The 14,280-nt window shown below is 47.5% G+C and carries 9 protein-coding genes; 5 read left to right on the top strand and 4 right to left on the bottom strand.

Annotated features, from left to right (window positions below; translation table 11 throughout):
• Positions 1–200: 200 nt before the first annotated feature.
• A complete protein-coding gene (locus MKY75_RS01610) occupies positions 201–476 on the bottom strand; it encodes a GNAT family N-acetyltransferase (protein ID WP_029516822.1) in 276 nt (91 codons plus the stop codon).
• Positions 477–789: 313 nt separating this feature from the next.
• On the opposite strand from MKY75_RS01610, the gene MKY75_RS01605 reads away from it, so the two are divergent.
• Complete coding sequence (locus MKY75_RS01605; RefSeq protein ID WP_029516823.1) at positions 790–1,755, top strand: ATP-dependent DNA ligase; 966 nt, start codon at positions 790–792, stop codon at positions 1,753–1,755.
• Between the two features lie 110 nt (positions 1,756–1,865).
• Complete coding sequence (locus tag MKY75_RS01600; RefSeq protein WP_029516824.1) at positions 1,866–2,408, top strand: MarR family winged helix-turn-helix transcriptional regulator; 543 nt, start codon at positions 1,866–1,868, stop codon at positions 2,406–2,408.
• A 284-nt stretch (positions 2,409–2,692) separates the two neighbouring features.
• Here MKY75_RS01600 and MKY75_RS01595 read toward each other — a convergent pair whose 3' ends face one another.
• A complete protein-coding gene (locus MKY75_RS01595; protein WP_340884113.1) occupies positions 2,693–3,628 on the bottom strand; it encodes a manganese-dependent inorganic pyrophosphatase in 936 nt (311 codons plus the stop codon).
• 362 nt (positions 3,629–3,990) lie between these two features.
• Here MKY75_RS01595 and MKY75_RS01590 point away from each other — a divergent pair, with 362 nt between their 5' ends.
• Positions 3,991–8,274: a S8 family serine peptidase gene (locus MKY75_RS01590; protein ID WP_340884111.1), complete on the top strand. Its 4,284-nt coding sequence runs from the start codon at positions 3,991–3,993 to the stop codon at positions 8,272–8,274.
• An 83-nt stretch (positions 8,275–8,357) separates the two neighbouring features.
• On the opposite strand, the gene MKY75_RS01585 is transcribed toward MKY75_RS01590, so the two are convergent.
• Together MKY75_RS01585 and MKY75_RS01580 are read right to left on the bottom strand one after the other, a co-directional pair.
• Positions 8,358–9,854: a sensor histidine kinase gene (locus MKY75_RS01585; protein WP_340884110.1), complete on the bottom strand. Its 1,497-nt coding sequence runs from the start codon at positions 9,852–9,854 to the stop codon at positions 8,358–8,360.
• Positions 9,851–10,537, bottom strand: a complete 687-nt coding sequence (locus MKY75_RS01580; RefSeq protein WP_029516829.1) for a response regulator transcription factor — start codon at positions 10,535–10,537, stop codon at positions 9,851–9,853. Before MKY75_RS01580 ends, MKY75_RS01585 begins: the two co-directional genes overlap by 4 nt.
• A gap of 288 nt (positions 10,538–10,825) precedes the next feature.
• Between MKY75_RS01580 and MKY75_RS01575 the strand changes: the two genes are divergently transcribed.
• Entirely contained in the window at positions 10,826–13,171 is a 2,346-nt protein-coding gene (locus tag MKY75_RS01575) for a glycosyltransferase family 39 protein (protein ID WP_340884108.1), read from the top strand.
• Between the two features lie 17 nt (positions 13,172–13,188).
• Positions 13,189–14,280 (top strand): glycosyltransferase family 2 protein, encoded by a 1,092-nt coding sequence (locus MKY75_RS01570; protein WP_029516831.1) that lies wholly within the window; start codon positions 13,189–13,191, stop codon positions 14,278–14,280.

Here is a 14,280-nt window from a genome sequence, read left to right as displayed (position 1 = left end):
ACAACAGTATGAACAATTTCACAGCCATCCGGCAAGAAATGTGCTTCAACATTTGAGGATAGCCCTTTGTTTCCCTATATCAACGGTAGAATGCATTCTTTTTAAAAGCTTTATGCACACAAAAAAAACACCGGAAGAGTCTGATTACCCGCTCCGGTGTTGTGTCGGTTATGCAGTTAAGCAGCCTTGATGATCCATATTCATTGCTGCCACACGTCACTGTATTCTTTATGGCGCTTGAACAGAGCAAGTGCGTACGAGCAAGCAGGGATAACCTTTTTATGCTGATTTCTTGCCATCTCAACCACTCTGTCGATGAGCTCCTTGCCAATTTTTTGACCCCGTAACTGCTCGGATACAAATGTATGGTCAATGACCAATGAGTGGTCATCTACGGATTTATAACCTACTTCTGCAACTACCTGTCCATCATCCACCATGACTACTGCATGGTCCTCCTCGCGAATTTGTCTCATGAGACCAATCCCCTTTCTGACTGAAGAAAATCCCGTAAAACTCATGCTAACGAATTAATGCAATCACTTCATGCCGACGCTAGATATTCTTATCATTCCCCTATTTAGGGATCAGAGAAACATCACATACGAGGATTTTGCAAAAATCCCATAAGCGACTTCCAATGAACAAGATATAGATCGAAATGGTTTAGTTCGTCTATATCTTGCACTTCGGAGCGACTGGAATCAAATTTTGCAAAATCCTGATACATAAAATAAGATCTATCGTCGACACTATATTTATTCATATAAAGGCAAGGGAGGTGCTGCGTTGCGTACAGAAATAAAACCCGTCATCCCGTTTGAACCGGAACTGAGCGAAAAAGTACCTGTAGATGCAACAGGCCTTTGGCGTTACGAAATAAAATGGGACGGTACGAGAATTTTGACGTATCACAACCAGGGCAGCACACGCCTGTTCAACCGCAAACAGCACGAACGAACGCTTTTATACCCGGAGCTTGCTCTCTTCCCCTCCTACTGCAAGGCTGATTCGGTCATATTGGACGGGGAAATGATCGCACTCGGTGCCGACGGTAAACCATCGTTCCATGAAATTATGCGACGGGATCTGATTCGTCGGACGGATCGAATTCAGTCAGCCTATGAAGCTGTGCCTGCTACTTACATGTTGTTTGATATTATTTATCTGAACGGGGAGTGGGTTCATCTTAAACCGTTACAGGAAAGGCTTGAACTGCTGCATCAGATCATCATACCGAATGAACGGATTCAACTGGCTCCCGCTCATCCTGATGGACAAGCTCTATTTCAGGTTATGTGCAGCCAAGGAATGGAAGGTATTGTGTGTAAAAAGCTAGATAGTCCGTACACATTGGGCGGAAAGGACGGACGATGGCTCAAGGTCAAAAATTATGGCGATATCATTGCCGTTATCGGTGGCTATACCCTGAACGGAGGCATTATCAACGCTGTGTTGCTGGGCCAATATGATAAACAAGGAATGCTGCGCTATATCGGGCATGTGGGTACGGGCAAGCTGACTCGGGAAGATTGGCGTCAGCTTACCGAGCGCCTGCTACCACATACCATATCGGAACGACCCTTTAGCAATAAACCGGATCGGCATCAAGATGCGTTTTGGGTGCAACCCATGTATACCGCCAAGGTTCAATATAGTGAGTGGCGGTGGCAAGAAGGACGTACCCTGCGTCAGCCCTCCATACAAGCCTTTGTGAATCAGGACCTCGATCAGTGTATCGGCCCCTGGATGTGACGTTTTACAGATATATTTTCAAAAAATGCGGAACAAAGTTTGTATAAATCATTGCAACCAGTGGTTAATTAAATTACAGTTAACTAATTAACTACATCGAGGTGGATCGCATGTTCTTTTTTTTGGACTCCGAAATTCGTCAACTGGCCTATAATCTCTTTCCAGGTGGCAATAAACCAATTGGTGTTTTGGTAGATTTATTTTCCATAACTTATGAAATACGTAAAAACATGGAGAAGCGTTCACGTGAATTTGGTCTCTCCTACGGGCAATATATCGCGCTTTGTGTACTTTCAGCACAAAGAGATGAAATGTCTTCTCCTTCTGCTTTGGCTGAAAAGATGGGTGTAAGCCGGGCAGCAATCAGTTCCATGGTTATTTCTCTCGAACAAGAGGGATTCATTAATAAATATGACGATCCCAATGACAAGCGGGGAGTGTTCGTGTCCCTGAACGATAAAGGAAAAAGTAAAATTCAACAGATGGATCCCTTTTTCGTAGGGCTGGCTTCACGTCTGATGTCAGACTTTAGTGAGTCGGAAATCTGTCAGTTCCAAACCTATTTGTCACGCGTACGTTCTGCGTTTGAAGATGTCAAAGGTTCGCGTCTAACCGACTCCAGAGAGAAGAGAGAAAAATGGTGCGAAGACTGAGGCAAAAACTGTTCGTCAAACTTGCCCGCATATCTGCTGGCAGAATGGGTGCTGCGTCCGATTTCAAACCTTCGTATTCTCCCAAAGTACATCGGAAAGAAAGGATCATCCACTCCCTGTATTCTTCATTTTTCATGGTAGCGGTTTCATGATGGGCAGCGCTGAAGTTGAAATTGGCATTTGAGTTCCGCATCGGAACGTCTGGCAGAACTGAAGAAATAAAAATAAGCCTCCTGCTGCCACTGCCATTATGCAGTCGGATTCAGGAGGCTTATTATATATCCTTACAAACTGTTAAAAGCGTCAGTCAATACAGGTACAATTTGTGATTTGCGCGATACAACACCTTTTAGAACGGCCTTGTTGTCGTCCAACTGAACATTATAGGCTTTCTCAACCGCTTGTGCTTGGCTTCCTAGGGCAATACCAACGGAATCACTGTTCACAATGTCTGTTACGACGAACAGAAACAGATCGAGATTTTTGGCCTCAATGGTTTGGGATAATGCAGCTTCTAGATCAGCTTGACGCGATAACACGTCGTTGACGTCTACTGCGTTAACTTGAGCAATTTCCACTTTGCGACCATTCATCTGGAATTCTTTGGCATCCAGACTTACTAACTGTTCAATGGTATGACCACTCAAATCAGCCCCCGCTTTCAGCAAGTCAAATCCGTAGCGATCTGCATCCACACCAGCAATTTCAGCCAGTTCACGAGCAGCAGCTACGTCTTGATCCGTGCAGGTTGGAGATTTGAACAACAGGGAATCGGAAATAATCGCGGACAACATTAGACCTGCGATTTCTTTCGGAATCGCTACACCATTTTCCTTGTAGAGCTTGTTCAAAATGGTGGCTGTGCAACCCACTGGCTCAGCGCGGAAGTATAGCGGCTGGCTTGTTTCAAAGTTAGCGATCCGGTGATGATCGATGACTTCAGTTACACGTACCTTGTCGATATCAGCGGCGCTTTGCTGACGTTCATTATGATCAACCAGAATGACGTTGTCCGTTTCAGCAGCAACCTGCTCAACCAGACGTGGCGCGCTCACTTTGAAATAATCCAGTGCATACTGCGTTTCCCCGTTCACCTCGCCCAGACGAACCGGCTCTACGTCCGCACCCAGTTTGGTTTTTAAGTCTGCATAAGCAATAGCTGAGCAAATGGTATCCGTATCCGGATTTTTATGCCCGAAAATCAATGTTTTTGCCAACATAATCGACTCCTTTGCCTTAGGCATTTTACATGATTGTGAAACCTCAACAATTCCAATGCAGATTATATCATTAAATCTCGCATTCTCCCATTCCCCTTCGATTGATTTCAAAAATAATCTAGTAAATTCATAACATTTCCATGGAATCTATATGTGAAGTTAACCTTATTTTTTCTAAAAATATAAAAAACATATAGTAATATATCCCACCAATATGGTAAGATATGCCTCAAAACTGGCAAGTTAGTCACCAGTGGTCAATTCTATTATTTTAGATATTAAGGGAGGCGTGAGAACAACGGCAGTGGCTTCAAATCCTAGTATGTAGAGATATCATATTTTGATTGAAAAGAGGGAAATCTTTGAAAAAGCCGATCATTTTGCAAAAAATACCTGTCGTATCACTCGCTCTTGCCTTGACGGTAAGCTTATCTCTGCCGTCTTTCAGTTCTGCCGCTACTGCAGATCTGCAAATCAATTCATTTTTAAAAGCTCAGGAAGCATTAACTATTGAGGAGGCTCCGGCCTTTATCTCACCTGAGCTGAGTACAGACTCCTCCCGTCAGGTCAGAATCATCGTGCAGCTTGATGGTGAGCCCCTAGCTGTGGACAAATATGCCGCACGTTCAAGCGCCAAAGCTTTCACCGCTCAATCCGAGCAAAAAGCCGAATCTGCGATTGCCACCGAGCAAACTACGTTCGTGGACCAAGCCGCTGAGCATGGTATTTCTCTTCAGGTGAATTACCAGTACAACACGGTGCTTAACGGCTTGGAGGTCACACTGCCAGCCAATAAGATTCCAGAACTGGCTAAACTGCCAGGCGTAAAATCCATTCATGAAAACAAAACGTATTATTCCATCCCCGTGCAAGACCCTCCAACACTTACAGCCAGTGAAGCCACTTATGATAACGCACCGCTGGACCAAATTGGTGTTCCTGAAGCCTGGGCCAAAGGATTGAATGGCGCGGGAATCAAGGTCGGGGTTATTGATACCGGTATCGATTATGAGCATCCGGATTTGAAAGAAGCCTATAAAGGCGGATATGACTCTTTCGAACAAGACAACGACCCTTACGAGGAACCGTTCCTTGAAAAAGAGAATGACCCATACGGCACAGGTTTTAGCGGAACGACACATGGTACTCACGTCTCCGGCACGATTGCCGGTAAAGCCGCCAATAAATCCTCGGATATTGTGCAAAAGGGTATTGCCTATAAATCGGACTTATACGTGTATAAAGTGCTTGGACGCAATACCAAGACAGGTCGCTCCTCCGGTTCCTCCGCACAGGTTATTGACGGTATTGAACGTGCTGTCAAAGATGGTATGAACGTCATTAACCTGTCGCTGGGCTCGGATTCCGAAAAGGACCCGAACTCCCCGGATTCCATTGCTATTAATAATGCTGTACTTTCCGGCGTAGTCGCGGTCATCGCGAACGGTAACGCTGCACAACAAGGACCCTACTTTTATTCCATGGGTTCTCCTGCAACATCACAACTGGCGATTTCCGTTGGTGCAGCCACTTCACCGAGCCATAGCTATTCAAATAAAGCATCCGTCAATCTTGTAACCTATGGTGATGATGAAAAGCCTTTAACAGTTACATCAGATACCTATTACAATTTTAATACGATGGCTTGGCAAACTTTTCATGAGGATTTTTCTTCTATTTTGGGGACAGAAGCATTGGAATTGGTTTATGCCAATTTGGGATATCCAGATGATTTCACTTCTAAAGATGTAAAAGATAAGGTTGTGATCGTATCGCGTGGCGTCTTGGGCTTCGTAGACAAGATCGCAAACGCACAACAAAATGGTGCAAAGGCTATTATTATTTTTAATGGTCAAGCGAAATCTGGCGACAGCACACAAGCCAATCTGAGTGAAGCTATCCCTGGTTACGATGGCTACATTAATTCGAATCAAGGAGACAATGTAGATTATATCCCTACCTTTGACATGACAGGAAAAGAAGGTAGAGCACTGGCAAGACAAATCATTGAAAGCCAAAACCACAAACAAAAATTCTTTATTGCTTTTGGAGAAGAGTATCGTCGTACTGACAATCCTGGTAATACCATGGCCGGATTTAGCTCCCGCGGACCCAATGGCGATGAACTGCTGAGCATCAAGCCGGACGTGAGCGCACCAGGGGTTAGCATCATGTCAACGTACCCTGCTTTCGCCAAATTTTATCCGGATGCATCCTATGAGCAAGCTTACAAACGCAGCAACGGAACGAGTATGGCCTCTCCGCATGTGGCTGGACTTGCCGTGTTGCTGAAGCAGCAGCATCCGAATTGGACACCGTTTGATATCCGCGCTGCTCTGGCAAACACTTCGGTTACACTCTTTGATGAGGATAAAATCCAATATGATGTGTATTCCCAAGGTGCAGGCCTTGTAAACATCGCTAATGCGATTCAGACTCCAGCTCTGCTGGAAACTGTTGAAAAGATTACGATTCTCGACAAGAACTTTAATCGGCAGGAGGTTGTGAATTACAATCCGTCCGCCAGCTTCGGGGTGTTACGACCTGGTAGTGATGCGAAGCAGATTCAGCTTCAACTCAAAAACTTGTCGGCTAGCACTGTGCAATATGAAGCCAGCACCGTTTTACATGATAATGTAACCTCTGATCCAACTAAGCCGATTGCTACACCTGACGTGAGCAACATTGCCGTGCAATTGCAAGGTGTCGGCGCAAATGGTGCCATCTCGGCAGAACCGGGTAAATCGCAACCGTTCTTCCTGTCTGTGCAACCAAATTCGGGTGCAGCTACAGGTGTATATGAAGGAGAAGTTATTCTGAAAAGCGCCGGACAGCCGACACTTCATCTGCCGTTCGTCGTTCATGTGGGCAAAGAAAATCCAACGACAGGCTTTGGCTTGCAGGACCTGAGTGTTACCAACCCGATTATTTACCCAAGTCGGACAGGTGCTCAGCGCTCAACAGATTTGGCTTTCCGCCTGACCACAGATAAAACCAACCAGATCGCACTTTATGTATACGGTGTAGATGATAAATTGATCGGTCTGATTGATGGAATTACTACCTCCAAGGAACAAGGTGACAATGCACGCCTCAAACAAGGCGCATATTCCTTTAAGGGTATTGACGGAAGTTACGTCGAATTAGATGACAATGGCAAGCCTGTGCTGGATGCTAACGGTCAACCCGTGATTCAACACTTGAAAGATGGCGTGTACAAGCTGGAAGTCAGTTCTCCGGAACTGAATGAAAAGGGCGAAGTCGAACGCAATACCGATGGTCCTAAACTGTTCACTGCCACTAAAGCTATTCGTGTGGATAATAGCGCCGCATCCGGCGGTAGTGGTGGAGGCGGCGGTGGAGGTGGCGGCAGAAGCAATACCACACCTTCTGCTGCAACGAACACATCCACCCCTGTCGCTACATCTGCTCCTTCACTTCAAAGCGTAGTGAAGCAAGGACAGGCTGTTAAAACTGTGACTACAGCCGTTGCGTTGAACAATAATGTACAGTCACTGACAGTATACGATGCAGATTTGCAGGCTGCCGTGACAGCAGCAGGTTCCAGCCCAACAGCTATTGTACTGTCAGCTACTAGCCAAGCAGGCCAAACGACGAAAGCATCGCTCACTTCCGCACAACTGGTAGCGCTGGGTAAGGCTGCAGCAGGAAGCAGCTTGATTGTAAGCAATACAGGCTCTTCTCTGGCTTTGCCAGTATCCGCTCTGAAAAATGTTCCTGCTGGTGCAGGCATTGAAGTGGTTATCAGCAGCCAGACAGAGGCGAGCAGCACTTTTACAAGTAAGCTGAAAGGCTCCAATGTGATCGGCACCCCGGTAGGGTTTGAAGCTAACATTGTCACTGGTGGCAAGAGCCAACCGCTCAAAGTTGCGCCAGGACAGTTTATTAGCCGATCCTTTACCGTGCCTGGTCAAATTGATTCCAATACAGCCGGTGTACTCTATACGGCAAACGGAAATGTCTATCCCGTTCCATCCGTCTTCACCAAGCAGGCTGATGGATCTACCGTCGTCAAGGTAAGCCGTCCGGGCTTCTCGACGTATGCAGCGGCGACACGTCCCGTTAGCTTTGAAGATATTTCATCGTCGTATGCCCAATCCGAAATTCAATCGCTGGCGAACAAGTTGCTGATTAACGGCACGACCGACACGACTTTCTCACCGAAGAAGAACGTGACACGTGCAGAATTTGCAACCCTGGTAACCCGAGCACTCGGCTTGACACCAGGTACTGCTGCACCATTCAGTGATATCCCGGCAGGTAGCTGGTACTCCGGCGATGTAGCAGCCGCTTATGAAGCTGGATTGATTACGGGCCGCAGCAGCGACAATTTTGATCCGAACGCTAATATCAGTCGTCAAGAAATTGCTGTCGTGCTAGGTAAAGCTGTAGATCTGCTTCAAATCAAAGCAGCAGCCGATGGCCCAGCACGCACACCGTACCATGATGCTTCATCCTTTGCAGGTTATGCCAAGGACAGTATTGAAAAAGTAAGTGCAGCAGGTATCATCAACGGAGAAGCGATTAAAGGCTCCTCCTACTTTCAGCCGAATGCACCTACAACCCGTGAGGCATCTGCCAAGGTACTGCACGGGCTTTTACAAAAAGCTGCGCTGATTAACTAACAATTAAAAAGCCTCCCGAGCCGTTATTTAACCAAAGCTGCGGTTCGGGGGGCTATTTTTATGTTACGCCATAATTTGCAATACTATACGGTTCCCGCTAAAGGTAGCGTTACTTTGAATACACTCCCTGTTCCCGGTGTGCTTTCGGCCATAATGTTTCCGCCGTGTGCTTCCACGATAGACTGTGTAATGGCCAGACCAAGACCCGCCCCGCCTGAGCTACGTGTACGCGATTCATCTCCACGATAAAAACGCTCAAATATCCGCTCCAGCTGTTCTTTACTCATCCCTGGTCCGTTATCACGAATTTGGATATCCACCAACTTCTTGCCTGCAGACAGGTTTACCTGGATCACACCTCTTTCCATATCGGTATGCTGAACCGCATTATGGAACAGGTTGAGCACGACCTGCTTGATTTTATCTCCCTCTGCCAATACCCGTATACCTGCCGTCATATCAAAAACCACTTTACGTGTACCTGCCAGCATAAGAAGCTGCGGTTTCATTTCCAGCAGCAACGCATCTAGTGGTATGTCTTCCAGCTTTAACTCCGGTGTTCGATCCAGCTTAGCCAACAATAGCAAGTCAGAGACAAGCTTATTCATCCGCTTGGATTCACCATACATACTTTCTAATGCCGACTGAAGCTGTTTCGGATTAGATGCTGCCCCGCGAAGCAGCACTTCCAAGAAGCCGTGAATAGAGGTGAGCGGGGTGCGTAGTTCATGGGAAGCATCCGCAATAAATCGTCTCATCTGCATCTGCAATTCCCGTTCGGCAGCAAAAGAATGCTCCAGCCGTTCCAGCATCCCGTTAAATGAAACCGCCAGACGATCCACCTCATACTGCCCCTGCTCTGCGTCAAAGCGCTCGGCCAGATTGCCCGCATCAATACGTTTGACTGCCTCGACCATCCTGGAAAGGGGCACCAACGTGCGGCGCAGCACAGGCAACATAAGCGCTAACCCAATCGCAAGTGCAATCAGTGACAATAAAATAAAGGTGCGAAGCTGGTTAATCAACTGCTCTTGCATAGAAGTCGTGGATACGCCCATTTGAAGTAAACCGGAAGAACGGTCAGGTGGACCAAGCGGACGGAATACAACCAGTTGCTCTTTCCCCTGGGCATCCGTGATTAATTGATAGCCGTGACGCATGCGCTTACTCTGCTGCATTGCTTGATACTGCTGAGTGGTGAGACGCGGCGGTTTAAGTCCATTTTCATTGGACAAGCTCTGGAAGGTGCCGTCTATACCTATAGAAGCAAGCGACATATCCGGCCAAAACAGAAACGGTCCCGGTCGATTACTCCTTCGATTGGACTCATCTTGAGGAACGGTTACCCCAGCCCCGCTCTTTTCCTGCGAATCCTTAATCAATAAATCGGCAGGAATTGAATTCAGCTGTGTATTCATGGCTTCTGCCCGACTGCGATACAGAAAATCTTTCATCAGAAAATATTGTAGAAAACCAATCAATACAAGCAACAAAGCCAAAATGAGTAACGTTCTGGCCAAAAGCTGGGATCGGAGAGAACGGAGTGCATATTTTCTCCGACTTTTCCCGCCCGCCTTCATAGCAGATCCACCCGGTATCCCACACCGCGCAGCGTACGAATGACCCGGTGCTCCTTGTCTTTGAGTTTTTCACGCAAGGAGCGAATGTACACCTCAACAATATTATCCTCGCCTCCAAAATCGTACCCCCATACCCGGTCCAGAATACGACTTTTACTTAACACAATCCCGTGATTCAACACCAAAAACTTCAATAGTTCATATTCGGTAGGCGACAGTTCCAGCACCTGACTCTGATAACGGATTTCCTTCCGTCGATCATCCACTTGAAAGGGGCCGTGAACCACTTCTCCCAGCAGATCGGGGAACTGATTGCGCAAGCGCGCTTCAATGCGAGCCAGCAGCTCATTAAAACTGAAGGGTTTTACAACATAATCATCCGCGCCGAGTTTTAATCCCTTTACCCGATCGTCGACATCATCCTTGGCAGTCAGCATAATGACCGCGATGTTATCCTCCGTCTCCTTGAGACTTTGGCACACCTCAAAACCGTTCATTTCCGGCATCATCACATCCAGCACCGCTACATGCGGGCGAAACTCTTTTGCCAAATCGAGCGCTTGACTCCCGTTCTCGGCGGTTCTGACTTCATATCCTTCATTAATCAGTCCAAGCTCTAAAAATTGCAAAATATGAGGCTCATCATCTGCCAGCATAATTTTAACTCCGTGTATTGGATTCATTATTCATCTTCCCTTTCATGTTGCTGCATTTTTCTCATATAAAAGTCGATTCATTTTCACCTGTATCTAATATACCTGAATCCTGTCGCAAAAAAAGCACCCCTGCTCAGCTTTCAGCTAACGTTCAGGGAGCGCTCAGAACCAATTAAGGTAGGTCTGGCATGATAATAGCAAGCCGGTAGTTCACCGGGCCAAGATCAGAAGCGACTGGTCATTCCGCAGTCCTGAAGATAGCGGCTAGAACAACGGAATAAATACAAAGAAACTTTCACAGGGAGTGGAATGAACATGATTAAGAAATGGTTTAAGACCAGGGCGGACATCCCCCTGATCATCATTATGCTGATATCCGCATTTTTGAACGGATACAACATCTGGCAAGACAAATATGTAAACACCTACTACACGACGGCCGTAGCAAGCATGCTACAAAGCTTTCACAACTTCTTTTTCGCCTCACTTGATTCTGCCGGATCGGTAACGGTAGACAAACCCCCTGTGGTGTTCTGGATTCAGACACTAAGCGCCTATATATTCGGGCTTCACGGATGGAGCGTTATCTTGCCACAGACGCTGGCTCAAGTCGGATCGGTCTTGCTCGTTTACTTGCTCGTCAAACCGAGCTTCGGTACGATGGCCGCACGATTGGCCGCCTTCGCCATGGCAACGACACCGATAGCCGTAGCGGTTAGCCGCACGAATAACATCGACGCTATGTTGGTTCTCACACTGTTGCTCGCAACATGGCTATTGTTCAGAGGCCTTAGAAATAGCAAAACCGGGCTGATCCTTGCTGCTTTCGCAGTCGTAGGCATCGCCTTTAACGAAAAAATGTTACAAGCCTATATGATCGTTCCCGCATTGGGACTGTTCTATCTGCTGGCTTCCAAGTTTAACTGGAAGCGAAAAGCAGTAACACTGGTAGGATCAGCAGTTGTCCTCCTGATCGTATCACTCTCTTGGGCAGTCGTAGTGGACTCTACTCCTGCAGATGAACGCCCTTATATGGGGAGTAGCGGTACGAACTCTGTGCTGAATTTGGCCTTTGGTTATAACGGCCTGTCCCGTCTGACAGGAGATCAGGGTACAGGTGGCAATCGTGGCGGTGAACGCACGGATCGGAACAATAACGCTGCAACGAATAGCAGCAACACAAACACGGATCAGGCTCAGACGACCACATCATTGGACAGCACTACTTGTACGGATGACTCAGGTGCCAACAACATGGCAGCAGGCGGATTGGGTACAGGTGGTCAAATGCCACCGGGTGGATTTGGCGGCAACGGACAAGGTGGTCCTGGAGACGGGCAAGGTGGTCCAGGCGGTGGACCGGGAGGAAACTCCGGTGGCGGCATGTTCGGCACTGGCGAAAAAGGACCTTTACGGTTGTTCCAATCCTCCCTGTCAGGTCAAGCCAGCTGGCTGCTTCCATTTGCATTAATTGCTTCCGTCGGCCTGCTTGCAAGCATTCGACGTCGTAATATCACACAAAAACACAAAGAGGTCATCTTCTGGCTAGCCTGGTTGATTCCCGTAGCTGCATTTTTCAGCGTAGCAGGATTCTTTCATCATTATTACCTGATTATGCTCGCGCCACCAATTGCAGCGCTCTTTGGAGCAGGATTCGTAGAATTGTGGAAGCAGTATCGTGAGCGTTCCAACTGGCTCTCCTGGCTGTTACCCGCAGCAGTATTGGCAACCTCGGTATTTAGCTGGTTTGTTTTGCAAAATTACAACGATACCATTGGCAGCGGCTGGTCCATCACGGTATTGATCTTAGGGATCATCGGCACGGTGCTGCAGGTAGTGGCACGAATGAAATCTGAGAAGTTCACAAGGTTCGCCATCATTGCAAGTGTACTCGCTATGTTTATCGGTCCTGCATATTGGGCATTGACACCGATCATCTACGGAGGGAACAGCATGATTCCACAAGCCGGACCCACTCAATTTGGCGGCGGTGGCGGTGGCGGAATGCCGGGCGGCAATGATCGCAATAGAGGTCAGAGCGCCAATGGACAACAAGCCGAAGGAACTCAAACGAATAACCAGACCAATAATGCAGAGAATTCCAGTCCTGATGGAAATACTTCAAGCACACAAACAAGTACAGACACGGAGCAAAAATCTTCTACCCGTTCCAGAGGAATGGGAGGACCCAACGGTAGCCAAAGTTTAGATCAAAAAACGTTGAGCTATTTGCAAAAAAATAACACAGGTGAAACCTACCTTTTCGCAGCAAGTAATTATTCAACGGCTGCTCCTTACCTGGTCGAGGCCGGACAAAAAGTAATTATTATGAACGGTTTTGTATCCTCCGATCCAGTCTATACCGTCGATAAAATCAAGGCGCTGGTCGAAAGCGGACAAGTGAAGTACTTCATGATTTCTGGTGGAGGCGGCGGACCGGACGGCGGTAACTCTGAAGTCACTGCATGGATCAAAGAACACGGCAAGTTGATCCCTACAGATGAATGGAAAACAACAGCAGACGAAACAAGTACAGACGTTAAAGCCACCGAGAGCGGAAGCGACACGACGAACAGCAATGCGAACGCCCAGGATGGTCAAGGTGGCCCTGGCGGAGACGATCGTGGCGGAAGCGGTACTTTATACGAAATCACATTATAAATGAGGAGGAACTACGAATGAGTGAACCCATCCGTTATTCCATAGTTATTCCGATGTACAACGAGGAAGCTGTTATTACGGAAACCTACCGGAGGCTGAAACAAGTCATGGGCTCAATGGGTGAGCCCTACGAGCTGATCTTCGTAAATGATGGAAGTTCGGACCGCAGCGTCCAATTGATCAAGGAATTCAGTCTCAGAGATGACACCATTGTATTGATTGATTTCTCTCGCAATTTTGGTCATCAGCTAGCGATTACCGCCGGGATGGATTATGCGGTGGGGGAGGCGGTCGTCGTCATTGACGCCGACCTCCAAGACCCGCCGGAACTGATTGTTGAGATGGCTAACAAGTGGAAGGAAGGCTATGAAGTGGTCTACGCCAAACGGCTCAAACGCAATGGCGAAACTCGCTTCAAGAAATGGTCTGCCAGCCTCTTCTACCGTGTACTTAAAGCATCAACGGACATTAATATCCCGGTCGACACCGGGGACTTCCGCCTAATGGATCGTAAGGTCATAGAAGAATTGAAACGGCTGCCGGAAAATAACCGATTCGTTCGTGGACTGGTCAGCTGGATCGGATTCAAACAAACTGCTGTAGAATATGAGCGCGACGAGCGGCTCGCGGGCGAGACCAAGTATCCGTTGAAACGAATGATCAAGCTCAGTCTGGACGGGATCACATCCTTTTCGATTAAGCCGCTCAAGCTGGCAGGGTATATCGGTGCACTTCTCTCCATGTCCGGCTTCCTGTATCTGATGTACGTACTGTTTCTCAACTTTTTCACCGACTCCTACGTGATGAAGGGCTGGTCGTCTATGATTAGCATCAGCCTGATTTTCGACGGGGTGATCCTCATCATTCTCGGTATTATGGGTGAATATGTTGGACGGATTTATGACGAAACCAAAGCACGTCCGCTATACATTGTCCGTGAGCATCTGGGTGGACAATACGAAAACGGTCCGACACATGCTATGAAGGCCCCTGAACCACGCGAGTCCCTGTACATGCAAGGAGCCCGTGAAAGCCTGATTTCGGCAGGACGCACAGTGCGCGGCAACAGTGCGGTATATACCGGACCCAAATCCGGTCATGGAGCCTAA

It is taken from the genome of Paenibacillus sp. FSL L8-0663 (assembly GCF_038008125.1).
In the GTDB taxonomy this organism is placed as follows: Bacteria; Bacillota; Bacilli; order Paenibacillales; family Paenibacillaceae; genus Paenibacillus; species Paenibacillus polymyxa_D.
Note: the sequence above shows the minus strand (reverse complement) of the source record. Positions and strands in the feature narration are given on the sequence as shown.